Raw genomic sequence first — 26553 nt, 5'->3', positions numbered from 1 at the left:
GTGGTGCTCGACCTGGGCAGCGTGATCGCCACCGGTACACCGGAGGAGATCCGCACCGATCCGCGGGTGATGGCCGCCTATCTGGGGACCGAGGGCCCCGCCGCAGAGGAAGCGGCCCCAGAGGATTCGGCCCCGGAGGATCCTGCCCCAGAAGAACCGGACCATCCGGCACCCGACGGCCCCGCCGGGGCACGTCCCGTCCGCAACGATTCCGACGCTCCGGAGGTCATCGCATGAGCATGCTGTCGGCCCGGTCCCTCGATGCCGGTCACATGAAGGGCAACCCGGTGGTGCGCGGCATCGACCTGGACGTGGCGGCGGGCGAGATCGTCGCTCTGCTCGGTCCCAACGGCGCCGGGAAGACCACGCTGCTCGAGACGATGGCGGGGCTGCTGCCGCGCCTCGGCGGTGAGCTGAGCGTCGACGGGACGGCGGTGGCCTCGGCCGATCCGCGGTCGGCGGTGCGCTCGGGGCTGGTCCTCGTGCCCGACGACCGGGCGCTCTTCCGCAAGCTCTCCACCGAGCAGAACCTGAAGCTGGCGGTGCGCGCCGATGCGGGACGGCCGCTGTTCGGCGGCCGCCGGCGCCGGTCGGAGGCGGCGGCCCGGGTGGCCGAGATCGTCGACTGGTTCCCCTCGCTGGGCCGGCGGGCGCGGGTGCCGGCCGGCCAGCTCTCCGGCGGCGAGCAGCAGATGCTCGCCATCGGGCGGGCTCTGCTGCAGCGGCCCAAGGTGCTGCTGATCGACGAACTGCGCATGGGGCTCGCGCCGGTGATCGTGGAATCGATCCTGCCGGTGCTGCGCCGGGTGGCCGACGCGGACGGCACCGCGATCGTGCTGGTGGAGCAGCATGTGCGGCTGGCTCTGGAGGTGGCCGACCGGGCGGTGGTGCTGGTGCACGGCGACATCGCGCTCGAATCCGGGGCGAGTGAGCTGGCCGCGGATCCGGCGCGCCTGGAGCGGGCCTACCTCGGCGGGTCGGTGGCGGACGGGTCCGACTTGGCAAGAAACTAAAACGTGTTCTAATCCCTCTGGTGTGAACGTATCCCAGATCGCCATTCGGTGATCGGCGCACACGGATGCAAGGACCGCGAACCCACCCCAACCTGGACTATCCGAGTTTCGATCCGCTGCAGAACGTGGCGGTGACCGCCCGCGCGGTGGCCGATCTGCGGGCGCTGGTCTCCTGGGTCGGGCAGCAGGATCCGCTCGACATCACCATCGGCGGCACCTCGGTGGTGGACCCGCTGGCCGTGATGCCCTATGCACCCGAGAATCGGCGTGCGGTGATCGCCGCACTCAACGACCGGGTCACCTGGGTGACGGCCGCACAGAAGCTGCACGAGCACTGGGGCGGCCGGATCGACTGGTATGCGGGCGGCCATGTGGGCCACGTCTTCTCCGGTCAGGTCCGGGCCGCCACCGACCAGTTCCTGTCCGTGCCGCCGCACGCCGTGGAGTAGGTCCTTCGCGTGCCGGGCCGGGAGGTTGCGGTTCAGGCCGGGCCGGATGCGCCGAACTCGCGCTGAGCACCGGCCAGAAACAGGCGCATCATGTCGGCGAAGAGCTGTTCGTCGGACCAGTGCGCGGCCTGCATGGAGGTCACCAGGTCGGCGTCGAACTCGGTCGGGTCGGTCAGCGGGGCCATCGCGGGCCGGCCGGTGGCCGTGCACATGGCCGAGCCGATGGTCATCCGGTGCACCGATTCGAGGATCACCATCTGCCAGTCCACCGGCACCCCGTGCCGGCCGAGCACCCGGCAGTGCTGGACGTAGAGCTTCTCCAGCAGCTGCCGCGGGAAGTGCTCGACCACCAGCGGCACCGCCCGGGCGTGCGCCAGCAGCGCCGAGCGGAACGCCAGGGCGCCGTCGATCAGCCAGCCGGCCCAGTCGTCGCCGACCACCGGCCCGTGATCGGGAGTCGAGAGCACGATCTGCCGGGCGGCCTCGGTGAGGATCTCGTCCTTGTCGCTGAAATGGTTGTACAGCGACGGCGCCCGGACGCCGAGCCGGGTGGCGAGGCGTTCGAGGCTCAGTGCGTCGGGACCGTCGGCATCGATGATCTCGACGGCGGCGAGTGCCGCGGACTCACGCTGGATCAGCGGTCTGCGTCCCACCCTGGCGTCCTCCCGGTCGTGTCGGTCTCCCGACCAGACGCTACCCGGCCGCCGAGAGCCGTTCCCCGCGGACCGGCAGGTCCGCGTACTCGTCGCGCAGCGCGCCCTTGCGGATCTTCATGCCGGCCGTCCGCGGCAGCGGCTGGGCCAGGAACTCCACGTACCGGGGCGCCTTGTACGAGGAGAGGCTTTCGCGGCAGTGCTGGACCACCTCGGCGGCGGTCAGCGCCGACGACTCGGCGGTGCGGACGAGCGCCGCCGGGGTCTCCCCGAATTCGTTGTCGGACACGCCGATCACCGCCACCTCGAGCACATCCGGCAGCTCCGCGATGGCGCGCTCGAGTTCGGCGGCATAGATGTTGATGCCGCCGGAGATGATGATGTCCTTGGTGCGGCCCACCACCCGGATCGCCCCGGCGTCGTCGCGCACGCCGATGTCGCCGGTCCGCAGCCGGCCGTCGCCGAAGGTGGCGGCGGTCAGTTCGTCGTTGCGCCAGTAGCCGGCGGCGACGCCCGGACCGGCCACGGTGATCTCGCCGGGTTCGCCGGGAGCGCACACCTCGCCGTCGGCGTTCACGATCAGGATCTCGTTGAGCACACCGCCGGTTCCCACACTGTCGGGCGCGCTCATCGACAGCTCGATCGACGGGACGCAGACCTGCGACTGGGATTCGGTGAGCCCGTACACCTGCCGCAGCCCGATGCCCTTGTCGCCCCACAACCGGATCAGCTCGTCGGTGACCGGATTGCCGCCGGTGAAGGCCAGGGTCAACGACGACAGGTCGGCGTCCGGGAAGTCGGGGTGGGCCGCCATCTGCTCGTAGAAGATGGTGGTCGCGCCCAGATGATTCACCTTCTCGTCGCGGATCATCCGCAGGGCGATCGCCGGATCCCACTCGGGCAGGTAGGCCACACTGCCGCCGAGCACCAGCGGGCCGAGGAAGCCGTTGAGCAGGCCCGCGCCGAAGGCCATCGAGCTCACGCTCAGTGAGCGCATGTGCAGGAAGGAGGGCTCGGCCAGGCACCATTCGAAGAAGCTGCTGAGCAGTGAGTCGTGCGTGAAGACCACGGCTTTGGGGGCGCCGGTGGAGCCGGAGGTGGCCAGGATCGCCACCGGGTCGGCGCCGTCGGTGCGCACCGCGGGCAGCGGCCGGTCGGCCGGCTCGGGGCGCCCGATCTCCTCGAGCGCCAGGGTGGCGCCCGGCAGCGCCTCGGCACTCGCGCGCAGGGCCGCCGAGACGACGGTCAGCACCGGCTCGGTGACCGAGACCGCGGCCGCCAGGTCGGCGGGGCCGCTGCGCTCGTTCAGTGGGCAGACGATCGCACCGAGTTTGATCACCCCCATGGCGGTGACCGCCCATGCGGTGCCGGTCCGGCCGAGAATCGCGACCCGGTCGCCGCGGCTCACGCCGGCCTCGGCGAGTTCGAGGGCGGCCCGGTCGCTGGCCGAGTCGAATTCCGACCAGGTCAGTGCCACGGCCGGATCGGCCACGGCCGGCTCCTCGGGCTGGCGTGCGGACCAGGCCGCGATCGGACGAAGAATGCTGGCGTTCATGCGTTTTCCTTCAGGCTGGTGGTCGGTGGTTGAGGGTCGGGTGTCAGGGGTGGGCAGGACAGGAGCACATCGCTGCGGTCGTGGCCGAAGGCGGCGGACCGGAGGATGTCGATCAGTTCCAGGTCGGCGGTGTCGGCGACGGTCTGCACCATGCGGGCGCCGCGGGTCAGCAGGGTGTCCACCCCCAGCCGGACGGCGCCGGCCCGGTCTGGTCCGGCGGCGTCGCGCAGGATTCCGGTGCTGCCGTGCACCGCGATCCGGACGGTCGACGGGGAGCCGCCCGCGGTGCGCAGCTCCACACTGCCGGGCACCTCCTCGCCGAGGGCGGGCCACGGCGAGGAGGGGACCGGCCGCCGCTGCGGCCGCCCGGGGGTGCTGTCGCCGTCGGCGGCGAGCCGGGAGTGCAGGTAGGCCGACGCCGAGGGCAGCAGCAGGTGGTGGCGTTCGCCGAGCTGCTCGGCGCCGAAGCGGCGCGCCATCCGCATCGCCGCCGGATGGGAACCGTGGCAGCAGATCAGCAGGCGTGCCCCGGACGGGACGGTGAGCACGTCGCTGCGGCGCAGCGCTTCTACGGCCGCGGTCCCCACTCCGGTGGACCGGAACAGCGGCGCGATCTGCAGGGTGAGCACGACGTCCGGCCCCACCAGCCGGGCGGTGGCCACTCCGGCGAGCAGTGGCTGGTCGCCGTGCGGTGCCGACCAGCGGTGCAGCCGGGTCCGCAGTTCGGCGGTCCTGATGATCGGCGCCGGCAGGATCCGGTGCTCGTCGGCGGCGAAGCTCATCTCCGCGTCGGCCCGGTCGGCGTCGGCGGCGAGGTCGGCGGCATCCTGGCGGGGCGGCCCGGGGTAGCTGTCCACCACCACCAGTTCCTCGGTGGGGGCGGTGTTCACGGCGCTGCGGCGGCCGGCGCGGTCGCGAGCAGCTCGTCGACCATCCGGCGGAACAGATGGCTGCCGATCTCGTTGCGGCCCAGCAGCATCGGTCCGGTGTCGAGGCTGTTCATCGCCACCTGGGAGCCGTCCAGGATCGGGAAGTCCTCGTCGTGCAGGATGGCGATGAGCAGCCCCCAGTTCTTCTCCCAGCGTTTGGCCCAGTGTTCGGGGGTCAGCCCGCTGTCCTGAACCGACGGCGCCATGATGCGCATCTGCATGATCGACTGGTTGGGGTCGGCGCCCACCGGCCGGAAGGTGAGCAGCTCGAAGTGGGTGGCGTGCTTGAGCAGCATGGAGTTCGGTGCGAGGAAACAGCTTTCGATGGTGTGGCCCTCCATCTCCGGGCTCCAGGACACCTCCTGGCCGATGAACTGGTCGACGGTCTTGCGGGCGGTGAGGAACCAGAACGAGCGGCCGTAGTCCTGCAGCGCCACGGCATTGGTGTGCAGCATCTTCCCGGCGGTGTTCGGGTGCGCGTACTTGACGTGGTAGTTGTCCAGGAAGCCGTCCTGCATGATCTTCCAGTTCGCCGGCCGCCGGTAGGTGTGCGGATCCACGCTCACCAGATCGCCGATCCCGTAGGAGGCCATGATCGCGTCCATCTCCGGGCCCAGCCAGGCGGCGACGTCGATCTGCCGGTCGGGGTTGTCGATCACCCAGACGAAGCCGTGCCGCTCCTCGGTGGGCAGTTCCACCAGCCCGTACTGCGAGCGGTCGAAGTCGCCGAAGGTGTTGTCGAGTGTCACGCTGCGCAGCGCGCCGTCGGTGCCGTACGACCAGCGGTGATACGGGCAGGAGAAGAGGCGGCACTTACCGGAGTCCTCGGTCACCAGCTGGGCGCCGCGGTGCCGGCACGCGTTGACGAAGGTCTTCACGCCGCCGTCGCTCTGCCGGATCACCACGACGTTGTTGCGCGGCAGGTCGGCGGTGATGAACTGGCCGCGGCCGGTCACCTCCGAGGAGTGGGCGACGATGAACGGCACCTCGCCGAAGACGCGGTCGCGTTCGAGTTCGGCGCGGACCGGATCGGCGAAGTCGGGGGCGGACGAATCGGCGATCTCCGGCCACTGGTCGGTGACCGAGCCGTCCAGATGGGCGAGCAGGTCGCGCAGGGCGCGGGTGCGCAGGTCTTGGATGTCGACGGCGAGAGTCATGGGGTCGGGCCTCCTCGGGTGAGGGCTGTGGTGTGCGTCACAGCCAGTATACTAACGCCATTAGTCTAAATGTCGGAAATCGCCGAGATGCGGCCGCGGCCCGGACCCCGACGATGTCGGAATCCGGGCCACGATCAGGCAGTGAGCTGCGGTGATGCCTAGTAGGGCAGGTGCTCGGGACGGGCATCGGCCAGCAGGGCCTCCCGGTCACTCGCCAGCAGAAAGCCGTCGGCGATGCCCTGCTCCACCGCACCGGCATACCGATCGAGATAGTCCGCACGCGAGCGGTAGAGGTCGGCGAGCTGTTCGCCGGGCAGTGCCGTGGTGGAGCCGAAGAGCAGGCAGATCCGGGAGACCGGCTCGGGCACCACGCCGCTGAGCACCTCGGTGGGCACCTCCACACACGGTGTGCGCACCCCGCCGCGGGCATTGCCCACGGCATCGGTCACCAGTGACGGCCGCTGCGGACCGGACTCGCCGGTGATCTCCAGCGGAGCCGCCGACGGGGGAGCGGACTCGCCGGCCGCCCACCGGTCCAGGTGGGCCAGCGCAGCGCGCAGCACGAACTGCTGCTGTCCGCGGTTCACCGGATCCGGGCAGCCGAGCATCTCCTCGAACGGCCCGATCTGGACCAGGTCGGCGTGGGAGGTGCCGGCCACCTCCCACACCCGCAGCCGATCGGTGTCGGGCTGACGCGCCAGGTAGTACCGGAAGTCGGTGAGCACATCGGTCTCGGTCTGCACCACGAACACCGGCGCCTGCACCGACCGGATCTTCTCCGGCTCGCCGCGGTAGGCGCCGGAGATGTCGATCGGGCGGCCCACCTCGCCGAGCGGCAGCCCGGCCAGTGCCCGGCTGTGGATCAGATATCCGTCGTAGGCTCCGTGCTCGTCGGCAAAGCGGTTCACATACGTGGTCAGCGCCATCGCGGACTGCGATTCGCCCACCGCCAGCAGCCGGCGCACGGTGAGCCCGCCCAGCGGGTGCAGCGACGATTCGGTCTGGCCGTCCGGACGGCGCAGCACCCGGCCGAGCTGACCGAACAGGTCGTAGCAGTACGCATCGCCGGGATGGTGCAGGGCGCCATAGCGTTCCGGGTTCTTCGCGGCCAGTCCGCGTGGCCCGGTGTCCACGCCCACCGAGCCGTCCCCGCCCTCGACGCCGGTGTACTGCGCCGACAGCCCCACCCACGCATAGCCGCCGCGCACCACCTCGGCGGCCACATAGCTGTACTCGGGGGCGGCGTCGTTCCCGCTGCTCACATTGAGCCATTCGACGATCACGGTGCCGTTGAAGTCCTCGTCGCGCCGGGGCCGGCGCACCAGCATCCGGGTGACGTATTCGGCCGGCGGTGCCGATCCCGCCTCAGTGGTGCCGCCGACGATGCCGCCGACCGCGTATTCGTCCTCGGCGTAGCCGTGCGCCGCCAGCTCCGGCAGCGGGCTGGCCGCCAGCAGTGCGTGTCCGGTACCGCCGCTCAGTTCCTTGAACATCACCATGATGCGTGTCTACTCCTGCTCGGTGGCGCGCTGAGCCTTCCGGTGGTTCTTGGCCGCCTGGCCGAAGATCATGTTCAGCTTGGTGCCCACCGGCCAGCCCACGTAATAGCAGAGGAACAGGGCGATCTCCTCGAGCTGCTCGGCGGTGAGCTCGCCGTTGGTCAGCGCCGCGCCGGCCTGGATCTCGGCCACATCGGTCTGCCCGCTGCCGGCCAGCGCGCCGAGCAGCAGCAGGCGGCGATCCCGCATGCTCAGACCCTCCCGGGTCCAGACCTCGGCGAAGAGCTGATCGGCGGTGTGCGCGAAGTGCAGGCCCGGGCCGTCGGACATCTCCCAGCCGTACACCTCCGACATCTTGTCCACGCCCCGCTTGCGCTGCGGGGTGCCTTCGCCGCCTACGGCGGTGCCTGAACTCATGAGGGGGTCGATCCTTTCGTGGTGGGGATGCCGAAGCCGGCGGCCAGGTCCCGGCGGGCGATCTCGCCGAGCGGCAGGTCCACGCCGAGTTCGGCACCGAGCTGCAGGGCCAGTGACAGATCCTTCTCGCCCAAGTCGACCACATGGGAGAAGACCTCGTACCAGAAGTCGTCCGGTTCGATCTCGGCGGTGGTCTCGCGGAGCATGATCGCGCCGGCGCCGCCGGTGATCGCATCGGTGTGCCGCACCACCCGGCCGAGGGTGGTGATGTCCAGGCCGGCGGCCTCGGCGAGGCGTTGCGCCTCGGCGGCGGCGTTGAACGAGATGAAGTGCAGCAGATTGCGGGCCAGCTTCATCTTGGTGCCCGCACCCACCTCCTCACCTGCGTGCACCAGCATGTCGCCGGCCAGGGAGAACGGCGCCTCGACCCGGTCGTAGGCGGCGCGCGGACCGCCGAACATGATGGCCAGGCGGCCAAGCTCGGCGCCGGGCGCACCACCGGAGATCGGGGCGTCCAGCAACTGCACGCCCTTCTCCGCGCATTGCGCGGCGAGCGTCACGGCGGTCTCCGGGCTGATCGTGGAGTGCACGGTGATCACTGTGCCGGGGGCGGCGGTGGTCAGCAGCTCGCCGACCACCGACCGCACCTGGCCGTCGTTGACCACGCAGATCCCGATGATGTCGGCCATCGTCGCCAGTTCGGCCGGTGAGTCGGCCGCCTGCGCGCCCTTCTCGGTGAGCTTGTCGACGGCCTCGTCGGACAGGTCGGACACGGTCAGGCCGCCGCCCCAGCCTGCGAGGCGCCCGGCCATCGGCGCGCCGATGTTGCCCAGGCCCACATAGCCGAGCCGGGCGGCGGTGTTCTCGCCGCTCATGCCCGGTAGACCTGTCCGCCGTCGACGTTGAAGATCTGGCCGGTGATCCAGCCGGCCTCGTCGGAGAGCAGGAACATGAGCATGCCGACGTGGTCTTCGGCCTTGCCGAAACGCTTGAGCGGCAACTGCTTCACCATGTCCTCGACCATCTCCTTGGGGGTGGTGGTGCGAGTGGCCTCGGTGTCGGTGGGGCCGGGGGCGATGGCGTTGACCCGGATGTCGTTGCCGCCGAGTTCGGTGGCCAGCTGGAAGGTCAGGTTGTTCACACCGGCCTTGGCCAGTCCATAGAAGCCGCTGTAGAGCCAGGCCGCGGTCGACGACTGGTTGACGATGGCGCCGCCCTCGGTCATCTTCGGGTACACCGCGCGGGTCACGTTCAGGGCGCCGTCGAGGTTCACCGCCATGAACTTCTTGTAGTAGTCCCACGGGACGGTGATCAGGAAGTCGAGTTTCATGCCGCCGTAGATGGCGGCGTTGTTCACCAGGCCGTGGATCACCCCGTAGGTCTGCGCGGCGGTGTCGGCGAGCTGCTGGGCGGACTCCGGGTCGGAGACGTCGCAGTGCACGTACAGGCCGCCGATGTCGTCGGCGACCTTCTGGCCGGCTTCGTCGTTGACGTCGGCGACCACCACGGTGGCGCCCTCGGCCGCCAGTCCGCGGGCGTACGCCTCGCCGATGCCGCCGGCCGCGCCGGTGACGATGATGGTCTTGTTCTCGAAACGGGACATGCGGTTGAAGCCTTTCATCGGTTCTGACTCAGTGTCTGAATGTCGTTCTGTCGGTGGTCGAGCGCCCGGCGAGGTGCGGAGTTTTCGGTCGGTGGTTTCGTGCTCCCGCTTCGTCTCGTCGGTCAGTGCTTTTCCGTTGGTGGTCGAGTGCCCGGCGAGGCGCTAGCCGAGCCGGGTGTATCGAGACCCCGCCCCCGATCACACCGGCCGCGCCACAGCCTTGGACTCGAGGTACTCCTCGAAACCCGCCACCCCCATCTCCCGGCCGATCCCCGACGCCTTGTGTCCCCCGAAGGGCACGTCGGCCGAGTACCAGATGCCCCCGTTGACGCCCATCGTGCCGGTGCGGACCCCGTCGACGACCGCGTTGATGCGCTCCTCGTCGGTGCCGTAGACCATCCCCGACAGCCCGTACGGCGAGTCGTTGGCGATGCGCACGGCGTCCTCGTCGCCGTCGTGCGGAATGATCACCAGCACCGGACCGAAGATCTCCTCCTGCGCCACGCGCGCCGAGTTGTCCAGTCCGGAGATCAGGGTGGGTTCGACGTAGAAACCCCTGTCTCTGCCGGCGGGCCGGCCGCCGCCGATCTCGATCGTGCCGCCTTCTTCGCGGGCGAGCCGGATGTAACCCTCCACCCGCTCGCGCTGGGCCGCGGAGATCAGCGGGCCGCAGATGGTGCCGGGGTCGGCCGGGTCGCCGGGGGGCAGGCCCGCGAGCGCGTCGCGGGTGGCGGCGATGGCCTCGTCGAGGCGCTCACGCGGCACCAGCAGCCGGGTGGTGATGGCGCAGCCCTGGCCGGCGTGGGTGACGACGGCGAAGGCGGCCATCGAGCAGGCGCTGTTCAGGTCGGCGTCGTCGAGCACGATGAACGCCGATTTGCCGCCGAGTTCGAGGAAGACCTTCTTCAGGCTCTCCGACGCTGCGGCCATCACCTTCTTGCCGGTGGCCGTGGAGCCGGTGAACGAGACGAGGTCCACCCGCGGATCGGTGGACAGGACGGCGCCGACGCCGTGATCGCTGGAGGTGACGATGTTGATCACGCCGGGCGGGAAGTCGGTCTCCTCGGCGATGACCTTGCCGACCAGTGCGGCCGCCCACGGGGTGTCGGGGGCGGGTTTGAGGACCACGGTGCAGCCGGCGGCCAGCGCCGGACCGATCTTGGCGAAGTTGATCTGGTGCGGGAAGTTCCACGGGGTGATCGCCCCGACCACGCCGACCGCCTCGTAGCGCAGTTCGCGCTGGTTGTCGATGCCCATCGGCTGGGCCCGGCCGAGGTCGCGGGTCCAGGCGTAGTTCTCGGCGAGGTCGGCGAAGTAGCCGAGGTCTTCGGCCGGGCCGGCGAACTGCGGGCCGCCGGTGAGGAAGGCCGGTGCGCCCACCTCGGCGGTGGTCAGTTCGCGGAACTCGTCGGCGTGGGCGAGCAGGGCGTCGCGGAGCTGCCGCAGACACCGGGCACGGAGGCTGTGATCGCGTGACCAGCCGGTGGTGTCGAAGGCCCGGCGGGCGGCGTCGATCGCCGCGTCCATGTCGGCGGCGGTGGCGTCGGCCGCCTGCCCGATGACCTCTTCGGTGGCCGGGTTGACCACGTCGAAGGTACCGCCGGAGGCGGGGATGAGTTTGCCGTCGATCAGCAGGTCGGTGGCTGATTCGGGTCGAATAGACATGTAACTGGAACTCCATCTGGACAGGTGTCTGGACTCTGGTTCAAACCTAGTGTAGCGTCAGTCACATGTCCAGCGGCACCCCGCCGCGGAAAGCCCGGAAGAACTCTCGACGGAAGGCCGGCAGCCCGCCTCCGCGAAGTCTCTGACGAACACACAACTCCATGCCCATCGGCCCACCGTCGCCCATCTGGAGGATCCATGACCGACGCCGTCACGATCGCGGGAATGCAGGAGCAGATTCCCTTCGATCCCTACGACTACGACTTCCACGAGAACCCGTATCCGCTGTACGCGCGGCTCCGCAGCGAAGCGCCGGTCTACTACAACTCCGCACAGGACTTCTGGGCGCTGTCCCGGCACGAGGACGTGGCCCGCGGCTTCCGCGACAACGTGCGGCTCTCCAACAGCTGGGGCGTCTCGCTCGACCCCACCTCGTACACCCCGCACGCCGAGAAGTCGATGAGCTTTCTGGCGATGGACGATCCGCGCCACATGCGGCTGCGCAAGCTCGTCTCCAAGGGCTTCACCCCGCGCCGGGTCAGCGAACTGGGGCCGCGCATCTCCGAACTGACCGCCGCACACTGGGCGCGCTGCCTGGAGATGGGCGAGTTCGACTTCGTCGACGACTTCGCCGGCCTGCTGCCGATGGACGTGGTCTCCGAACTGCTCGGTGTGGGCCAGTCCGATCGCGCGCACCTGCGCAAACAGTCCGACCTGCTGATCCATCGTGAAGAGGGCGTCACCGACGTCCCGGAGGCGGCCATCTACGCCTACCTGGAGCTGCACGGCTTCTACAGCGCACTACTGGCCGACCGCCGCAAGAACCTCGGCGACGACCTGGTCTCCGCGCTCATCGGCGCCGAGATGCGTGACGACGAAGGCGAACTCACCGCCCTCACCGACGACGAGATCATCGGCTTCATGATGCTGATGGTGGTGGCCGGCAACGAGACCACCACCAAGCTGCTGGCCAACGCGGTCTACTGGGGATCGAAGAACCCGGCCGAGCGTGCCAAGGTGCTGGCCGATCCGTCGCTGGAGATGGCCGTGCAGTGGGTGGAGGAGACCCTCCGCTACGACACCTCCTCCCAGATGCTGCTGCGCCGGGTGGTGCAGGACGTCGACTTCGGCGGTCACACCATCCCGGAGGGCCATCGGGTCCTGCTGCTGGCCGGCTCGGCCAACCGCGACGAGGAGGTTTTCGGCCCCGACGCCGACCAGTTCATCCTGGGTCGCGATTCGGCCCGCAGCATCATGAGTTTCGGTGTGGGAACGCACTTCTGCCTGGGTGCGCACCTGGCCCGGCTGGAGGCCAACCTCGGTCTCGAGCACATCGCGCAGACCGTGGCCGGCTACGAGATCGACGAGTCCGGCGTCGAGCGTGTGCACTCGGTCAGCGTGCGCGGCTTCGCGCACCTGCCGATGACGGTGACGGTGCGCTGACCATGGCCTTCATCGCGCACCCCGACCGCCGTCCGGTACTCGTCGCCGGCGCCTCGTCGGGCATCGGCGAGGCCACCGCCCGGTGGATGGCCGCCCGCGGCTACCCGGTGGCGCTGGCCGCCCGCCGGGTGGACAAGCTCGCCGATCTGGCCGCCGAGATCACCGAGGCCGGCGGGGAGGCCGTCGCCGTCCGGCTGGACGTGACCGACGCCGACTCGGTCACCGCGGCCGTGGCCGAGGCGCAGCAGGCCCTGGGCGCACTCGAGATCGTCGTCATCGGGGCCGGGGACCTGGCCATCGGCCGGTCGTACGAGATCACCGCCGAGGAGTTCGCCTCGCAGGTGAACATCCACCTCACCGGTGCGTTCCGGGTCTACCGGGCGATCATCGGGCAGATGATCGAGCGGCGCCGCGGCGACGTGGTCTTCATCGGCTCCGATGTGGCCGCACATCCGCGTCCCTGGCAGGCCGCCTACGTCGCCGCCAAGAGCGGTCTGGACGGCCTGGTGGACGTGATCCAGCTCGAACTTGAGGGCACCGGCGTGCGGGCGGGCATCGTCCGGCCGGGTCAGACGCTCACCGGGATGGGCATGAACATGGACCAGGCGACCACCGAGGCCATGCTCAACGACTGGATCAAATACGGGCTGGCCCGGCACGGCAACTTCATGACGCCCGACCACCTCGCCCAGGCGGTTCACTCCATGGTCACCGTGCCCCGCGGCGCACACATGAAGGCCGTCGACGTGGAGGCCGAAGGAGCGCTCGGCACCTGAACCGCTGAAACTGCCGGCCGGCTGTAGCCGCGCCCGCCGAATCACCAGCCCACCAACGACTTCCGCACCCGTTGCACCAGGAAGGACACTGACGATGACCACCCTCACCACCCCCAAGCGCGTCTCCGGCGGAGAAGGCGAACACGGGCACCTCGACGACCTCACCAACGATCCGATCGAACTGTTCTGGCGCGTCCGCAACGAGTGCGGCGACGTGGGCATGTTCGAGCTCGCCGGCCGCGAGGTGGTGCTGGTCTCCGGCGCCTCGGCCAACGAGGAGTTCTTCCGGGCGCCCGACGAGATGCTCGACCAGGCCGCCGCCTACCCGTTCATGACCCCGGTCTTCGGCGAGGGCGTGGTCTTCGACGCCAGCCCGGAGGAGCGCGCCAAGGCGTTGCACAACCAGTCTCTCAAGGGTGCGCACATGAAGCAGCACGCGGTCACCATCCCCGAGGAGGTGGAGCGGATGATCGCCGACTGGGGTGACGAGGGCGAGATCGACCTGCTCGAGTGGTTCGGTGAGCTGACCCTCTACACCTCGTCGTCGTGCCTGATCGGCCGCAAGTTCCGGGAGCGGCTGAGCAAGCGGATCTCGGAGATCTATCACGATCTCGAACGCGGCACGGACCCGTACGCCTACGTCGACTACAACGCCGATATCGAGAGCTTCCGGCGCCGCGACGCCGCCCGCGCCGAACTCGTCGCGTTCATGACCGAGGTGCTCGCCGAGCGCGAGGCCAACCCCGAACCCGACAAGGACAAGCGCGATCTGCTCGACGTGCTGGTGTCGCTGAAGAACGAAGACGGTTCGCCGATGTTCAGCGCCGACACCGTGACCGGCATGTTCATCTCGATGATGTTCGCCGGCCACCACACCACCCAGGGCACCTCCGCGTGGACCCTGCTCGAGCTGCTCCGGCACCCCGACTTCATGGCCCAGGTCGTCGCCGAACTCGACGACATCTACGAGGACAAGGGAGAGGGGCGGCCGGAGTACTCGTTCGCCGCCATGCGGCAGATCCCGCTGCTCGAGGCGGGCATCAAAGAGACCCTGCGGCTGCATCCTCCGCTGATCATCCTCATGCGTCTGGTTCAGGAGAACTTCGAGGTGGAGGGCAACGAGGTCCGGGCCGGCCAGCTGATCGCGGTCTCGCCGGCCGTCAACAACCGGCTGCCCGAGGACTTCCCGGAGGCCGAGTCGTTCGATCCGTTCCGCTACATCGACCCGCGCCAGGACGACATCATCAACCGGTGGACCTGGATCCCGTTCGGCGCCGGCCGGCACCGCTGCGTGGGCGCACAGTTCGCCATGATGCAGATCAAGGCCATCTTCTCGGTGCTGTTGCAGAACTACGAGTTCGAGCTGTCCCAGCCGCCGGAGAGCTACCACAACGACCACTCGAAGATGGTCGTCCAGCTGGCCCAGCCCTGCAAGGTTCGGTACCGCCGGCGGGTGCGCTGATGCGTATCGAAGTGGACCTCGACCTGTGCCAGGGGCACGGGATGTGCGAGATGGAGGCACCCGAGGTCTTCGAGGCGCAGCGCGACAGTGTGCTGATCCTCGACCCGACCCCCGACGAGAGCCGGCGGGCCGAGATCGAGGCCGCCGTCCGGTACTGCCCCACGCAGGCACTGCGCATCGTCGAAGACTGACCGCACCGCCGCCGTGCAGACGGCGACCGACACCCTCACTCCGACAAAGGAAACCGAACAGACATGACTGAGAACTTCCGGGACTTCACCGCCGCCGACCACGCCGGCCCGTTCGACCGCGCCGAACTGGAGGAGATGAAGACGCGCTGGCTCGCCGCCAACATCGAGGCGGAGAAGCTCGGCGACTGGACCACCCTGGCCCAGTACTACGCACAGGACGCCACCTACGGCTGGAACTACGGTCCCGCGAAGGACTTCATGGCCGTCGGCCGCGACGAGATCCGCGAGCTGGCCCTCGGCCAGGAGATGGAGGGCCTCAAGGGCTGGACCTACCCGTACCAGACCTGGGTGATCGACGACGCCACCGGCGACATGATCGGCCTGTGGAAGCAGGTCTACGAGGGCACCCGCGCCGACGGCAGCAATTACGCGCTGAACGGGATCCAGGGCAGCTGGTTCAAGTACGGCGGGAACTTCGAATTCGCCTGGCAGCGCGACTTCTTCGACTTCGGCAATGTCTCCTCGCTGTTCGTCGAGATGATGACCGACAAGGCGATGAGCGACGAGATGCTGGCCCGCGTGGAGAAGTCGGCCCCGGGCGATCTGCCCGGCTGGTACGACCTCGGCACTGCGCCCGTGCCGTTCTGGTGAGCCGGCATGAGTGAGTCGACCCCACTCGAGCCGGCCTGTCCGCTCGGCGACGAGCATCCCGGCCCACCGTCGCCGCACGCCCGGCTGACCCAGTCGCAACTGGCGACGCTGGTCCCCGAGCTGCTGCTCTCCGGCCAGCTGATCGATCGCAGCGGAATGGCACACCTGATCAGCGCCTTCGGTCGGGAGATCATGACCCGGGTGGCCATCGAGGAGTGGATGGCCGCGAGCCCGGTCTACACGCACCGGATGCGCAGCGCCCTGGGTATCGACGGCGACACCGTCGAGGACATGTTCAAATGCCTTCAGCTCGACATCGGTGCGCCGCCGCAGTTCATGGACTTCCGGTACGAGATCACCGATCCGCATCACGGTGCGTTCGTCCTCGACCACTGCGGCGCGCTGATGGACGTCGAGCCGCTGGGCGACGAGTATGTGACCGCCATGTGCCACGACATCGAGGATCCGACCTTCGACGCGACGGCCATCGCCACCAACCGGCGGGCCCGCATCCGGCCGATCCACCGGCCGCCGCGGGTGCCGGCCGACCGGACCCCGCACTGCGCGTGGACGGTGACCATCGAACCGGACCGGCCGGAACTGCCGCTGCCCGAGGACGCCGAGCACGTCTTCACCCTGGCGGCAGCACAGGTGGCGCTGAGCCCGATCGACGGCCGGGCCACGGACGGCTACACCGACTATCGCGGCCCGCTGCACCAGGATCTGCAGTTCCGGGACTGGTCGGCCGGGGCGCTCACCCGGATCGCCGAGGAGGTGGCGCTGCAGCACCAGTTGCTGGCCCTGGGCTTCCAGCTCAGTCTGCGCCGCTACGCGCAGAGCGAGGAGCAGGCGGTGGAGATCTTCCGCAAACAGCTCACCGGGATCGCCGGACTCTCGGCCGACCGGCTGCAGGCGGCGCTGGACCTGTCCGGCGATGCCGACTCGCTGGCGCAGGTGCTGGCGCTGCACCCGGTGCTCGGGCCGGTGCAGTACACCGGTGTTCAGGTGGCGGTGGACGGCGACGAGGTGGTGCTGCGGATTCCGGCCGACTCGCCGGCGCAGGAGGACGGCGGGTGGATCACGCTGCTGACCGTCGACCACATCGAGCCGCTGCAGGCGGCCGCGACCGCCGTGGACCCGTATCTGACCGCCACCGCGGAGGAGTCCGCCGACGGGCTGGTGATCCGCTTCTCCCGGGGCGAGCAGGCGCACGAGGAGTCGGGGGAGGTGGCGATCGTACGGTTCAGCAGCGGCTCGAACTTCCACTTCGCCGACCGCGGGCCGTCGGTCGCACTGTCCATCACCCCGGTGGGCCGGTAGGTGACCGGCTTGCCGGGCACAGTGGCGGTGGTCGCCGGCGGCACCCGGGGCATCGGCCTGTCGGTGGTGCACGCGCTGGCGGTGCGCGGGGTGTCCGTGGTGGTGAACGGGCGCGACCGGGACGCGGTCTCCGCCGCCGTCGACGAGGTGCTCAGCGGCGGCGGCCAGGCGGTGGGCGTCTGCGGCTCGGCCGGTGCGCCGGGGGTGGCGCAGGAACTGGTCGACGCGGCGCTCGCCGAGTTCGGCTCACTCGATGTGGCGGTGAACTGCGCCGGCATCGCCGAGCCTCCGGGATCGACGGTGCTGAGCCTGACCCGGGCCGAGTTCGACGAACAGATCGAGGCGCACCTGACCAGCGCCTTCGAGCTCACCAAGGCGGCCGGCTCGGTGATGTCCGAGCAGGGGGCCGGGTCGATCGTGCTCACCGGCTCGGCGGCCTCGCTGGGCATGTTCGGCGGCAGCGGCTATCCGGCGGCCAAGGGCGGAGTGAATGCGCTGGCGCTGGCCGCCGCCGCGGACCTGCGCGAGTTCGGTGTGCGGGTGAACGTGGTGATGCCCGGGGCGCAGTCCCGGCTGTCCTCCGGCGACGACTTCGTCGCGCACATCGAGAGCCTGCACCGTCGCGGGATCCTCGACGACGGTCTGCGGGATGCGGCGCTCGCACCGGCGCCACCGGAGTACGTCGCCGCACTCTACGTCTACCTGGCCAGTGCCGGTGCGGCAGACATCACCGGTCAGATCTACAGTGCCGCAGGCGGTTTCATCGGACGCTACGATCCGGTGATGCCGGTCTTCCTGGCCTACCGGGATCACGCCGACTCGCCGCCCTACGAGATGGGTGAGCTGCACGAGCTGCTGCACCAGAGCACCGGCTGAGGCGCGGCGACACTCGTGGGAGGCGCGGATCCTTGGGTGCGCCGCAGGTGGCGCCTACCCTGATTTTCAGGTCTCGGAGCGGCAACGGTGAGACCTGAGAATCGGTACAGCGGGCGAAGGGGCACCGATGAAGGGCATGGCGCGCAGCACGGTGGTGCTGGCCGTGACGGTACTGACCGCGCTGGGACTGGCCGGGGCCAACGCGCCGTCCGCGCAGGCCGCCCCGCTGGCGGTGCTGCCGGTGACCGGCGGTCTCGAACACGGTGGGCACGGGGTGCCCGGCGGCGACTTCACCCGGATCACCGTGACCGCGCAGCCTGCTCCGCGGACCCTGCAGTACCCGCCGCCCCCGGCCGCGGTCACCTTCCGCGTGGTGGGGCTGCGCAAGTACGACCACCAGTACCTGCCGCGCTATCTGAAGGTGTCGTGGCGGAATCTGGCCACCGGCCGCACCGGAGCGGTGCGGCTGCGGCACTGGCGGCTGCCCGGACACGGCACCACCGCACCGGGTTTCGCGGCCCGGCTCGGCACCAGCACGAACGCCGTCACCGGCCGGGGGACGGTGGTGGCGACCGTCGAGGTGATCCGGCAGGCCGACGACGATCCGCCCGCCGTGATCAGCACCATCCCGGGGGTGATCGCGCTTGACGTCCCCTGACGCCGGGCAGGCTGCGGCGCAGCGGCGGCGGCTGCTGCGTACTGCGGCCGTCGGCGCCGTACTCGTCACCGGCACTGCGCTGCTCGCCGCGTGCGGAGACGACGACGGAGGCGGCGCCGGCGATACGCAACTGGTGATCCGGGAGGTGCGGACGTCCTATTCGTGGGTCGGTCTGGCCGGCCGGCGCAGCTACTCCTATTCGATCGTGTGCGGGCAGGACGGTGGCCGTTGCCAGGCCACCGTCGAGTGCGTGGGCATGCACTTCCGCGGCCCGGGCGAGCCGTCGACCTCGCAGACCACGGTGCCTCCGCAGCTGGTGGAGGCGCTGGACTCGATCCTGGCCGGCGCCGAGCCGGCCACCGGGCCGAGTGAGACCATCGAGCACACCGACGACTATCCGAAGTACGACATCACCCTGGCAACCGATACCGGCGACCTCACGGTGTCGAGTACCTCCAACACCTCCGGCAACGTCCCGTGGAATCTGCAGCGCGACGGCCGGCGCTACGTCAACGACGGCACCGCGTTCCCGGCCGCCCTCACCGCGCTCAACGACGCCGTCCTCCCCGAGGGCTGCCTCAACTGATCGACCGGCCGGCGCGCTCTGCCGTGTACGCGGCCGAGCGGAGAGGAGCGGACCCGCGATTCGGCGGCGATACGGTGCGGCAGGCCAGACGGCGCGGTAGGCAATACTGGGGGCATGACCGGAAGCGGTGGTACGGAGCGCGCGGATGACTGATCCGGCGGACACCGGTGCGCCGCCGGACCGGCCGGCTCCGGCGCCCCCTCGGTGGAAGCACACCACCGAGGTGTGGAACGCGGTGGCCGTCGTTGCCGGTGCGGTCGTGGCGATCGTCTGCCTTGCGAGTGCGGCCGGCCGGTCGTGGTTCGTCGACCTCGGATCCTGGCTCTCCCGGCAGCCCTCCGAAGCGTGGAGCGGTGAGCGCGTCGCGCTGGGTGTGCTGATCTTCGTCTCGTGCGTCCGAGTCTTCGGCAGCTGGTTCTCCAAGGGCTCGGTCCGCCGGGTCCGCTGGCGTGCCTGGCGCACCGGAATCAACTCGTCCTGCCCCTGCCGGCACTGCCGGGGGATGGTGTACCGGACCCTGCGCCGGGCATTGACCCAGGTGCAGCACGGAGCCCCGCCGCCGCCCGCGCGGGTTGCGGCGGTGATGTTCGAGCAGCACTGCCCGCCGTGGAAGCAGAAGATGCCCGGCGTCAGGTGCGCGTGCACCGCCGACTTCTCTCCGGATGCCCTGCCGTTCGAGACCCGGCGCTTCGGCTTCGCCGCCCAGGTCGTGAGGGAGGCCGTCGAACCGCGATCGTCGACGATGGTCGGCCGGTATCTGCTCAGTGATCGCACCACGGTCAACACCGAGTACCTGGCCCTGCTCAACGACTACCTGCAGCAGTTCGCCGAGCTGGTGCCGGTCCGGCAGGAGACGTGGGCGAGTGCGAAGCGGGCGTGGCCGTCGGACCGTGAGGGACAGCCGGATCACGTGTTCCGCGAGAGCATCTCGGCACTGACCGGTGCCGTTGTCCTCGCCGATGCGACCGCTACCCGCGCCGCCTGTTTCGACAGGATCGTCGTCTGGCATCGCGGGTTGTGGTGCGGTGCGACGGGGCAGGCCGGATCCTCAGCCCCGGCGCCGACACTCGAGCAGTCCGCCTATGACGCGGTCCACGAGCGCGAGCACGGCGCGGCCGGCGATACCGGGGGCTTCGGTCTGCTCGGGGACTACAACGGGCGGATCCCGGTACTCGACTACGTCGATGCGCGCCAGCACCCGGGCGCGGAGGGCGCCACGCTGGTGCTGGTCACCGACGAGACGGACTACTACAGCACCGAACCGGGTAAGACGGCCGACGCGGGCGGATTCGCGACCCACTGCAAGAAGCTGTCGGACGCCCAGCTGACGCACGATGCGCGGCACGACGTCGGCGGCTTCGCACTGCTGCCCGCGGCGACGGTCGATGCCGGACCGGGGCGGGGCCGGACGCTGCGGCCGATCGGAGCGCGGCGGACACCCGGGGAGCGGCGTCTGCGTGCGCCGCTGCTCAACGGCAAGGTCTGTCTGATCGCCGAGTCGGCGGGCGGTCCCTATCTGGTGCTCATGCAGCGAAGCAACAACGTCTCCAACGCTCCCGGTGTGCTCGGTCCCACCTCCGGCGGGGTGGTGGAACTCAAGGTGGGCCCCAGTGACTGTGACGAGGGGAGGTTCGGCACCGTGGAGATTCTGGACGGCATCCGGCGCGAACTGACCGAAGAGCTGGGGCTGCAACCGGACGACTACGAACTGGAGGCGAGCTGCGTCTTCGAATCCAACTCGGCACCCGAGCCGGTCGGGGACGCGGGCACCAAGGGCGAGATCCTGACCACGCTGCTGGCGACGGGCCGGACCGCGCTCACTCCCGACGATTTCCGGCGGCGCCGCATCCACGCCTCGCCGGGCAAAGGCCGCTACGAATCCGTCGGACTGCTCTTCGTGCCGGTGGGACCGACGGCGGAGTCCTTCGCCGAGGCTCTGACCACCCTGTGCCACGTGCGCGGCAGGCAGCGGCCGCGCAAGGCGGGTACCCGCCGCATTCTCGACGACCTCGAACAGTCCGCTCTGGTCGGAGCGCTCTACTGCTGCGCCATGCTGCACGGTCCGGCCGCCACCGTGGCAGCCTTTCGTCGGGCCTTTGCGACGCGGCCGTGGTGGGCTGTGCCCTGGCAGGCGGGGACTCCGCGGATCGTCGTCGATCCGGACCGCGTGATCCGGGACTCCGGGAACCCGCCGGAAGCGATCTTCGCGCAGTGGGTGCGGGAGCTGTACTCGGCTGCGCCGGAGAGTGTCGGACCGGCCGCCGGCACGAGCGGGTACGACGATCTGATCGCCGGGGCCGGGGTGACCCCGGCCCGTGACACAGGGGATGCCCACCGGGCGCCCGTGACCTCCGGCGCCAACCGGGAAGGAGCCGATCGGTGATGTTCGCGGAGATCGAACGATCCCTCGTCGCCAAGGCGGCCGGGCCGGGTGCCGACGTGATCGTCGTCGCCGGCTCCTGGGCGGCCGTGATCGACGGCGCCACCGTCGCCGAGCCCTGTGAATGCTGCGGCTCGGACGCCGGACGTCTTGCCGCCGAACGGCTTGCGGCACTCATCGCCGAACTCGGCCCGGACACCTCGCTGCCCGGCTTCCTGCTCGCCGCCGAGCAGAGCCTGCGTGCTGCGACGGCCGACCGGCCCTGCCGGGGCCGGGCCTGGAGCGCGAGTGCGGTGGTCTACGCGGCCCGCCACGGCCAGGTGTGGCTGATCGGCGACGCCGCCGCCATCGTCGGCGGCGTCCACCACCGGCTCACCAAACAGATCGACGATGCCGCCGCCCGTTTCCGCAGCGTCGTCGATCGTGCGGCGCTCAGTGCCGGCGCCACCGTCGACGAGCTGCGCGCCGACGATCCCGGGCGGCAGGCGATCCGCGCGCTGCTGACCCGGCAGTGGGCGCTGCGCAACAACCCCGGCGCCGGTGAGCTCGCCTACCCGGCGATCGCACCCGAACCCATCCCGCCCGAGCTGTGCCGGATTGTGCCGGTGGAGGTTCCGGACACCGGCGTGGACCTGATCCTCGCCTCGGACGGATATCCCGATCTCCGACCGACGCTCGCCGAATCCGAAGCGGCGCTGGCCGGCCGGCTCGCGCAGGATCCGCTGCTCATCGCCGAGGTGCCGGAGACCAAGGGTCTGGGGCCGGGAGCCTCGTCGTTCGACGATCGGGCCTATCTGAGGCTCCGGCTCCACCGGTGACCTCGGCCGGGGCATCTCCATGCGCGCTCCGGACGGCCGCCGGCAGGTCATACTTGATCGATGACACAGCCGATCGGTGCGCTGCGTGCCGCCGACCAGACGCTCACGCGACTGCCGATACTCGGCGGGGTCTACGGCCTGGCCAAGGGCGCGGCCGGAAGCGTTGCGGCGGTGCCGGTGACCGTCGTCCGGACAGTGGTCCGCACCGTCATCGACGCGGTGGCCGACGAGCTGGCGGGCCGGGACCTGACCGGCGCCGTGGTCTCGGCGGTCGATCTGAACGCGGTGCTGGCGACCGTGGATCTGCAGGCGCTGCTGGCGGGCCTCGATCTCGATGAGGTGCTCGCCGGGGTGGACCTCGATGCCGTCCTGGCCCGGGTAGACCTCGATGCACTGCTGGCCCAGGTCGATCTCAACGCACTGCTGGACGGCGTGGACCTGAACCGGCTGCTGTCCGGGGTGGACCTGAATCGGCTGCTGGCGCAGGTCGATCTGAATCCGCTGATCGCCGAACTGGACCTGAACGGTCCGCTGGCGGTCCTCGACCTGAACCGGATGCTCGCCTCGCTCGACGTCGACGCCATCCTGGCCCGCACCGATCTGGTGGGTGTGGCCGGGCAGGTGGTGGACGGCATCGACCTGAACTCGATCGTCCGCGATGCCAGCAGCACCGTCACCACCGAGATGATCTCCGACGTGCGGAGCGGCAGCGAGCGCGCCGACGACCGCGTCGACCAGTTCGTGCGCCGGGTCTTCCGCCGTGCCGACGCCCGGCCGGAACCGGAGACCGGGGGCCCGGAACCGGAGACCGGGGGCGATGCCGGCCGGGGGAGCCCCTGATGCCGCCGCGGCGGCCCGCGGGCATCGTCTCCCGCGGGATGGCGGCCGTCCTCGACCTGATCGTCGTCGTCGTACTGCTCGCCGGGCTCTACCTGGCGGTGACCTTCGTGATCTTCATCGTCGACGTCCGCACCTTCACCTTTCCCACCATGTCCTGGTTGTTCAGTACCGCGGGCTTCCTGCTCGCCTCGGTGCTCTACCTGACCGTCAGCTGGTCCGCCTTCGGGCGCACCCCCGGGCAGCTGCTGCTGGGGCTGCGGGTGTGCCGGCGCAAGACCGGCGCCTCGCCGCATCTGGTCCGGGCCTTCCTGCGGGCGTGCGTGTGCACCTTCTTCCCGATCGGCCTGGCCTGGGTGGTGTTCTCGCCCAGCCGCCGCGCGGTGCACGACATCCTCACGCGGACCGAAGTGGTCTACTCCGGCCACTGATCGCCGTCGCCGGACAGACCCGTCGTCATTCATCCGGATGGACCCGTGAGCAACAACGGTCGGCCTGTGCAGGTGGGGAATGGTTCAATACCCGCATGACGCAAACTCCGAACGACCCGTACGAGCCGACGCAGTTCGGCGGGCAGAACCCCTCACAGTCGTGGCAGAACGAGCCTTCGCAGCCGCAGCCGGCGGCGTCCTGGCAGAACGATCCCGCACAGGCGCATCCGGGGGGTCCGGGTCCGCAGACCGGTCCCCACACCGGTCCGCAGCCGGGGCCGTTCGGTCAGCAGGGTCCGGTCGACCAGTACGGCCAGCCTCTGCCGGTCGACCAGTACGGCCAGCCGCTGCAGGTCGATCAGTTCGGGCAGCCGCTGCCCGGCGGGCCGATGGGGCCGCCGCCGTTCGGGCCGCCGCCCGGACCGGGATTCTTCGCTCAGCTGCCCACGCCCATCAAGCTGGCGCTGGCATCGGGTGTGGCCGGTCTCATCTCGTTCTTCATGGGCTTCGTCTCGTGGGTGAGCTTCGACGAGTCGATCGAGAACGACGCCGCCGACTGGGCCGCGGACCAGGGTGACAGCGTCGGCATCCCGGCGTTCCTGACCATGGTCTTCACCCCGGGCGTCTTCCTGCTGCTGCTCGGCGCCGCCGGTGTGGCCGCCTTCGGCTTCGTCGCCGCCAAGTGGCGCAAGTACCTGCCGCATATGACCTTCCTGGTGATCCTCGCCTGGCTGGGTCTGTTGGCCTCGGCTCTGGGGCTGCCCTCGTTCATCGGCCTGGGCGCCGGCGCCTTCGTCTCGCTGATCTTCGGTGCCTTCCAGCTCGCGTTGATCGGTGCGGCCACCGTCATGGACGGGATGAACGACGAGCAGTGAGCAATTCCGCACCGGACTCCGGTGACGGCATCCGCACGACGCGCCGCGGCCAAGCCAAGGCGGCGCGTCGTGCGGAACTCATTTCTGCGGCCGCCCGTCAGATGGCCGAACGCGGTTTCGCCGCGGTGCGCCTGGAGGACATCGGCGCCGAGGTGGGGGTGAGCGGCCCCGCCATGTACCGGCACTTCTCGTCGAAGACCGACCTGCTCGACCAGCTGCTGCTCGACATCAGCGAGCGGCTGCGCAACGGCGGCGACGAGGTGGCCGACGCCGGCGGCCCGCCCCGGCAGGTGCTGCTGGCCCTGATCGGTTTCCACATCGACGTGCTGGTGACCAAACCCGACCTGATCGCCGTGCAGGATCGTGACCTGGGCTCACTCACCCCGGAGGCCAACCGGCGGGTCCGCTCCCTGCAGCGCCACTACGTCGAACGCTGGGTGAGCGTGCTCGAGCAGGCCGCCGCCGAGGCGGGCCGGCCGCTGGACACGGCCGAGGCCCGGGTGCGCGTGCACGCCGTCTTCGGCCTGCTGAACTCCTCGCACCGGCTGCCGCCCTACCCGCAGGACCGGCTGCGCGTCCTGCTCACCGAGATGGCGATGGGGGCGCTGCTGTCGGGGCCGGATGCCGCCGATCCCGCCGGACCCTGGAATGCGTGACCGGCATCACGTACACTAATTTCAGTTAACGACGACTAACTGAAAGGTGGGGCGATGACGGCCACCTCGTCCGCCGGCGCCGGGGACCCCTCGGGCGCCGCCGCGCACCGCACCAATGTGGCGGTCCTGCGCGAACGACTGTCCGCCGCCGCGGCCGGTGGCGGCGCCACCGCCCGGCAGCGCCACCTCGACCGCGGCAAGCTGCTTCCCCGGCAGCGCGTCGACGGTCTCCTCGACCCCGGATCGCCCTTCCTGGAGGTGGCCCCGCTGGCCGCGTACGGCATGTACGACGGCAAGGCGCCGGCCGCCGGGGTGGTGGCCGGCATCGGACGCATCCACGGCCGCGAGTGCATGATCGTCGCCAACGACGCCACCGTCTCCGGCGGCACCTACTACCCGGTGACCGTCAAGAAGCATCTGCGCGCGCAGGAGATCGCCGCCGCCAACCGGCTGCCGTGCATCTACCTCGTCGACTCCGGTGGGGCGATGCTGCTCAACCAGGAGGACGTCTTCCCCGACCGCGAGCACTTCGGCCGGATCTTCTACAACCAGGCCACCATGAGTGCGGCCGGCATCCCGCAGATCTCCGCGGTGCTCGGCTCCTCCACCGCCGGCGGCGCCTACGTGCCGGCGATGAGCGACGAGAACGTCATCGTCCGCAATCAGGGCACCATCTTCCTGGCCGGACCGCCGCTGGTGAAGGCCGCCACCGGCGAGGACGTCACCGCCGAGGACCTCGGCGGCGGCACCATGCACTCGTCGGTCTCCGGTGTCACCGACCACCTCGTCGACAACGACGAGCAGGCGCTGGCCAAGGTCCGCGAGATCGTCGCCACCCTGGGCCCGGTGGAGCCGCCGCAGTGGGAGACGGTGCCCACCCGGGAGCCGCTGCGCGACCAGCACGAGCTCTACGACGTGGTGCCCACTGATCCGAAGATCCCGTACGACGTCCGCGAAGTGATCGAGATCCTCAGCGACGCAGGCGAATACACCGAGTTCAAGGCGAACTACGGGACCTCGCTGGTCACCGCCTTCGCCCGTCTGCACGGGCATCCGGTCGGCTTCATCGCCAACAACGGTGTGCTCTTCTCCGAATCGGCGCTCAAGGGGGCGCACTTCATCGAACTCTGCGATCGCCGCCGCATCCCGCTGATCTTCCTGCAGAACATCACGGGGTTCATGGTGGGGCGCCAGTACGAGGAGGGCGGCATCGCCAAGAACGGCGCCAAGATGGTCACCGCGGTGGCCTGTGCGCGGGTGCCCAAGCTGACGGTGATGATCGGCGGCTCGTTCGGCGCCGGAAACTACTCGATGTGCGGCCGCGCCTACTCGCCGCGCTTCCTGTGGACCTGGCCCAACTCGCGCATCGCGGTGATGGGCGGGCCGCAGGCCGCCGACACGCTGGCCACCGTCCGCCGCGGACAGGCGCAGCGCTCCGGGCAGGAGTGGACGGCCGCCGACGAGGAGGCCTTCAAAGAGCCCATCCGCCGGCAGTTCGACGAGCAGTCCGACCCGTACTTCTCCACCGCCCGGCTCTGGGACGACGGCATCGTCGACCCCGCCGACACCCGCACCGTGCTCGGCCTGGCCCTGCAGGCCTGCCGCCGCGCCCCGCTCGCCGACGTCGCCAACGGCGTCTTCCGGATGTGAGGA

27 protein-coding genes and 1 pseudogene are annotated in these 26553 nt (G+C 70.1%); 19 read left to right on the top strand and 9 right to left on the bottom strand.

From position 1 onward, the window contains the following. From ACJMNC_RS12185 to ACJMNC_RS12175, 3 genes and pseudogenes are all read left to right on the top strand, one after another. Window positions 1-237, top strand: a pseudogene (locus ACJMNC_RS12185) (hypothetical protein); the annotation flags it as partial. Then, window positions 234-1013, top strand: coding sequence for an ABC transporter ATP-binding protein (locus ACJMNC_RS12180; RefSeq protein WP_408948228.1), 780 nt, complete (start codon window positions 234-236; stop codon window positions 1011-1013). The pseudogene ACJMNC_RS12185 and the gene ACJMNC_RS12180, both read left to right, overlap by 4 nt. 65 nt (window positions 1014-1078) lie before the next feature. After that, entirely contained in the window at window positions 1079-1462 is a 384-nt protein-coding gene (locus ACJMNC_RS12175; protein WP_408948227.1) for a hypothetical protein, read from the top strand. 32 nt (window positions 1463-1494) lie between these two features. On the opposite strand, the gene ACJMNC_RS12170 is transcribed toward ACJMNC_RS12175, so the two are convergent. From ACJMNC_RS12170 to ACJMNC_RS12130, 9 genes are all read right to left on the bottom strand, one after another. Beyond that, window positions 1495-2115: a TetR family transcriptional regulator gene (locus ACJMNC_RS12170; protein ID WP_408948226.1), complete on the bottom strand. Its 621-nt coding sequence runs from the start codon at window positions 2113-2115 to the stop codon at window positions 1495-1497. Between the two features lie 40 nt (window positions 2116-2155). After that, the gene (locus tag ACJMNC_RS12165) at window positions 2156-3670 is read right to left on the bottom strand and encodes a class I adenylate-forming enzyme family protein (RefSeq protein ID WP_408948225.1); all 1515 of its coding nucleotides are present in this window, start codon (window positions 3668-3670) and stop codon (window positions 2156-2158) included. Beyond that, window positions 3667-4560: a hypothetical protein gene (locus ACJMNC_RS12160; RefSeq protein ID WP_408948224.1), complete on the bottom strand. Its 894-nt coding sequence runs from the start codon at window positions 4558-4560 to the stop codon at window positions 3667-3669. The genes ACJMNC_RS12165 and ACJMNC_RS12160 overlap by 4 nt, the downstream gene beginning before the upstream one ends. Continuing rightward, the gene (locus tag ACJMNC_RS12155; RefSeq protein ID WP_408948223.1) at window positions 4557-5756 is read right to left on the bottom strand and encodes an aromatic ring-hydroxylating oxygenase subunit alpha; all 1200 of its coding nucleotides are present in this window, start codon (window positions 5754-5756) and stop codon (window positions 4557-4559) included. The genes ACJMNC_RS12160 and ACJMNC_RS12155 overlap by 4 nt, the downstream gene beginning before the upstream one ends. Before the next feature lie 158 nt (window positions 5757-5914). Next, window positions 5915-7255 carry an alpha/beta hydrolase domain-containing protein gene (locus ACJMNC_RS12150; protein ID WP_408948222.1) on the bottom strand — a complete coding sequence of 447 codons (1341 nt, stop codon included), beginning with the start codon at window positions 7253-7255 and terminating at the stop codon, window positions 5915-5917. A gap of 9 nt (window positions 7256-7264) precedes the next feature. Next, window positions 7265-7672, bottom strand: coding sequence for a carboxymuconolactone decarboxylase family protein (locus ACJMNC_RS12145; RefSeq protein WP_408948221.1), 408 nt, complete (start codon window positions 7670-7672; stop codon window positions 7265-7267). Further along, window positions 7669-8547: an NAD(P)-dependent oxidoreductase gene (locus ACJMNC_RS12140; protein ID WP_408948220.1), complete on the bottom strand. Its 879-nt coding sequence runs from the start codon at window positions 8545-8547 to the stop codon at window positions 7669-7671. Before ACJMNC_RS12140 ends, ACJMNC_RS12145 begins: the two co-directional genes overlap by 4 nt. Next, window positions 8544-9275 carry an SDR family oxidoreductase gene (locus tag ACJMNC_RS12135; protein WP_408948219.1) on the bottom strand — a complete coding sequence of 244 codons (732 nt, stop codon included), beginning with the start codon at window positions 9273-9275 and terminating at the stop codon, window positions 8544-8546. Before ACJMNC_RS12135 ends, ACJMNC_RS12140 begins: the two co-directional genes overlap by 4 nt. A gap of 198 nt (window positions 9276-9473) precedes the next feature. Next, entirely contained in the window at window positions 9474-10940 is a 1467-nt protein-coding gene (locus tag ACJMNC_RS12130) for an aldehyde dehydrogenase (RefSeq protein ID WP_408948218.1), read from the bottom strand. A 198-nt stretch (window positions 10941-11138) separates the two neighbouring features. On the opposite strand from ACJMNC_RS12130, the gene ACJMNC_RS12125 reads away from it, so the two are divergent. The 16 genes from ACJMNC_RS12125 (at window position 11139) to ACJMNC_RS12050 (ending at window position 26550) form a co-directional block, all read left to right on the top strand. After that, the gene (locus ACJMNC_RS12125) at window positions 11139-12383 is read left to right on the top strand and encodes a cytochrome P450 (RefSeq protein WP_408948217.1); all 1245 of its coding nucleotides are present in this window, start codon (window positions 11139-11141) and stop codon (window positions 12381-12383) included. A 2-nt stretch (window positions 12384-12385) separates the two neighbouring features. Next, window positions 12386-13159, top strand: coding sequence for an SDR family oxidoreductase (locus ACJMNC_RS12120; protein WP_408948216.1), 774 nt, complete (start codon window positions 12386-12388; stop codon window positions 13157-13159). Window positions 13160-13253: 94 nt separating this feature from the next. Next, a complete protein-coding gene (locus tag ACJMNC_RS12115; protein ID WP_408948215.1) occupies window positions 13254-14621 on the top strand; it encodes a cytochrome P450 in 1368 nt (455 codons plus the stop codon). Continuing rightward, window positions 14621-14812, top strand: coding sequence for a ferredoxin (locus ACJMNC_RS12110; RefSeq protein ID WP_408948214.1), 192 nt, complete (start codon window positions 14621-14623; stop codon window positions 14810-14812). Before ACJMNC_RS12115 ends, ACJMNC_RS12110 begins: the two co-directional genes overlap by 1 nt. Before the next feature lie 63 nt (window positions 14813-14875). Beyond that, window positions 14876-15463: a nuclear transport factor 2 family protein gene (locus ACJMNC_RS12105; protein ID WP_408948213.1), complete on the top strand. Its 588-nt coding sequence runs from the start codon at window positions 14876-14878 to the stop codon at window positions 15461-15463. A gap of 6 nt (window positions 15464-15469) precedes the next feature. Next, on the top strand, window positions 15470-16783 hold the full coding sequence (locus tag ACJMNC_RS12100; protein ID WP_408948212.1) for a hypothetical protein: 1314 nt from the start codon (window positions 15470-15472) through the stop codon (window positions 16781-16783). Beyond that, on the top strand, window positions 16784-17659 hold the full coding sequence (locus ACJMNC_RS12095) for an SDR family NAD(P)-dependent oxidoreductase (RefSeq protein WP_408948211.1): 876 nt from the start codon (window positions 16784-16786) through the stop codon (window positions 17657-17659). It begins immediately after the preceding gene. Between the two features lie 127 nt (window positions 17660-17786). Further along, window positions 17787-18317 (top strand): hypothetical protein, encoded by a 531-nt coding sequence (locus ACJMNC_RS12090; protein WP_408948210.1) that lies wholly within the window; start codon window positions 17787-17789, stop codon window positions 18315-18317. Further along, window positions 18304-18903 (top strand): hypothetical protein, encoded by a 600-nt coding sequence (locus ACJMNC_RS12085; protein ID WP_408948209.1) that lies wholly within the window; start codon window positions 18304-18306, stop codon window positions 18901-18903. The genes ACJMNC_RS12090 and ACJMNC_RS12085 overlap by 14 nt, the downstream gene beginning before the upstream one ends. A gap of 145 nt (window positions 18904-19048) precedes the next feature. Continuing rightward, the gene (locus tag ACJMNC_RS12080) at window positions 19049-21286 is read left to right on the top strand and encodes a hypothetical protein (RefSeq protein WP_408948208.1); all 2238 of its coding nucleotides are present in this window, start codon (window positions 19049-19051) and stop codon (window positions 21284-21286) included. After that, entirely contained in the window at window positions 21286-22101 is an 816-nt protein-coding gene (locus ACJMNC_RS12075; protein ID WP_408948207.1) for a hypothetical protein, read from the top strand. Before ACJMNC_RS12080 ends, ACJMNC_RS12075 begins: the two co-directional genes overlap by 1 nt. A gap of 60 nt (window positions 22102-22161) precedes the next feature. Beyond that, window positions 22162-22941 (top strand): hypothetical protein, encoded by a 780-nt coding sequence (locus tag ACJMNC_RS12070; RefSeq protein WP_408948206.1) that lies wholly within the window; start codon window positions 22162-22164, stop codon window positions 22939-22941. Continuing rightward, a complete protein-coding gene (locus ACJMNC_RS12065) occupies window positions 22941-23369 on the top strand; it encodes an RDD family protein (RefSeq protein ID WP_408948205.1) in 429 nt (142 codons plus the stop codon). The genes ACJMNC_RS12070 and ACJMNC_RS12065 overlap by 1 nt, the downstream gene beginning before the upstream one ends. Window positions 23370-23464: 95 nt before the next feature. Continuing rightward, complete coding sequence (locus ACJMNC_RS12060; RefSeq protein ID WP_408948204.1) at window positions 23465-24244, top strand: DUF5336 domain-containing protein; 780 nt, start codon at window positions 23465-23467, stop codon at window positions 24242-24244. After that, window positions 24241-24900, top strand: a complete 660-nt coding sequence (locus ACJMNC_RS12055; RefSeq protein ID WP_408948203.1) for a TetR/AcrR family transcriptional regulator — start codon at window positions 24241-24243, stop codon at window positions 24898-24900. Before ACJMNC_RS12060 ends, ACJMNC_RS12055 begins: the two co-directional genes overlap by 4 nt. A 54-nt stretch (window positions 24901-24954) precedes the next feature. Continuing rightward, entirely contained in the window at window positions 24955-26550 is a 1596-nt protein-coding gene (locus ACJMNC_RS12050; protein ID WP_408948202.1) for a carboxyl transferase domain-containing protein, read from the top strand. Window positions 26551-26553 lie beyond the last annotated feature (3 nt).

It is taken from the genome of Gordonia sp. VNK21 (assembly GCF_046098115.1).
Taxonomy (GTDB): Bacteria; Actinomycetota; Actinomycetes; order Mycobacteriales; family Mycobacteriaceae; genus Gordonia.
Note: the sequence above shows the minus strand (reverse complement) of the source record. Positions and strands in the feature narration are given on the sequence as shown.

Bases quoted from the DNA above. Each gene is read 5' to 3' on its own strand.
- ACJMNC_RS12180 (WP_408948228.1), top strand. From the start codon at position 234: ATGAGCATGCTGTCGGCCCGGTCCCTCGATGCCGGTCACATGAAGGGC.
- ACJMNC_RS12175 (WP_408948227.1), top strand. From the start codon at position 1,079: ATGCAAGGACCGCGAACCCACCCCAACCTGGACTATCCGAGTTTCGAT.
- ACJMNC_RS12165 (WP_408948225.1), bottom strand. From the start codon at position 3,670: ATGAACGCCAGCATTCTTCGTCCGATCGCGGCCTGGTCCGCACGCCAG.
- ACJMNC_RS12155 (WP_408948223.1), bottom strand. From the start codon at position 5,756: ATGACTCTCGCCGTCGACATCCAAGACCTGCGCACCCGCGCCCTGCGC.
- ACJMNC_RS12150 (WP_408948222.1), bottom strand. From the start codon at position 7,255: ATGGTGATGTTCAAGGAACTGAGCGGCGGTACCGGACACGCACTGCTG.
- ACJMNC_RS12145 (WP_408948221.1), bottom strand. From the start codon at position 7,672: ATGAGTTCAGGCACCGCCGTAGGCGGCGAAGGCACCCCGCAGCGCAAG.
- ACJMNC_RS12140 (WP_408948220.1), bottom strand. From the start codon at position 8,547: ATGAGCGGCGAGAACACCGCCGCCCGGCTCGGCTATGTGGGCCTGGGC.
- ACJMNC_RS12135 (WP_408948219.1), bottom strand. From the start codon at position 9,275: ATGTCCCGTTTCGAGAACAAGACCATCATCGTCACCGGCGCGGCCGGC.
- ACJMNC_RS12130 (WP_408948218.1), bottom strand. From the start codon at position 10,940: ATGTCTATTCGACCCGAATCAGCCACCGACCTGCTGATCGACGGCAAA.
- ACJMNC_RS12125 (WP_408948217.1), top strand. From the start codon at position 11,139: ATGACCGACGCCGTCACGATCGCGGGAATGCAGGAGCAGATTCCCTTC.
- ACJMNC_RS12120 (WP_408948216.1), top strand. From the start codon at position 12,386: ATGGCCTTCATCGCGCACCCCGACCGCCGTCCGGTACTCGTCGCCGGC.
- ACJMNC_RS12115 (WP_408948215.1), top strand. From the start codon at position 13,254: ATGACCACCCTCACCACCCCCAAGCGCGTCTCCGGCGGAGAAGGCGAA.
- ACJMNC_RS12110 (WP_408948214.1), top strand. From the start codon at position 14,621: ATGCGTATCGAAGTGGACCTCGACCTGTGCCAGGGGCACGGGATGTGC.
- ACJMNC_RS12105 (WP_408948213.1), top strand. From the start codon at position 14,876: ATGACTGAGAACTTCCGGGACTTCACCGCCGCCGACCACGCCGGCCCG.
- ACJMNC_RS12100 (WP_408948212.1), top strand. From the start codon at position 15,470: ATGAGTGAGTCGACCCCACTCGAGCCGGCCTGTCCGCTCGGCGACGAG.
- ACJMNC_RS12090 (WP_408948210.1), top strand. From the start codon at position 17,787: ATGAAGGGCATGGCGCGCAGCACGGTGGTGCTGGCCGTGACGGTACTG.
- ACJMNC_RS12080 (WP_408948208.1), top strand. From the start codon at position 19,049: ATGACTGATCCGGCGGACACCGGTGCGCCGCCGGACCGGCCGGCTCCG.
- ACJMNC_RS12075 (WP_408948207.1), top strand. From the start codon at position 21,286: ATGTTCGCGGAGATCGAACGATCCCTCGTCGCCAAGGCGGCCGGGCCG.
- ACJMNC_RS12070 (WP_408948206.1), top strand. From the start codon at position 22,162: ATGACACAGCCGATCGGTGCGCTGCGTGCCGCCGACCAGACGCTCACG.
- ACJMNC_RS12065 (WP_408948205.1), top strand. From the start codon at position 22,941: ATGCCGCCGCGGCGGCCCGCGGGCATCGTCTCCCGCGGGATGGCGGCC.
- ACJMNC_RS12060 (WP_408948204.1), top strand. From the start codon at position 23,465: ATGACGCAAACTCCGAACGACCCGTACGAGCCGACGCAGTTCGGCGGG.
- ACJMNC_RS12050 (WP_408948202.1), top strand. From the start codon at position 24,955: ATGACGGCCACCTCGTCCGCCGGCGCCGGGGACCCCTCGGGCGCCGCC.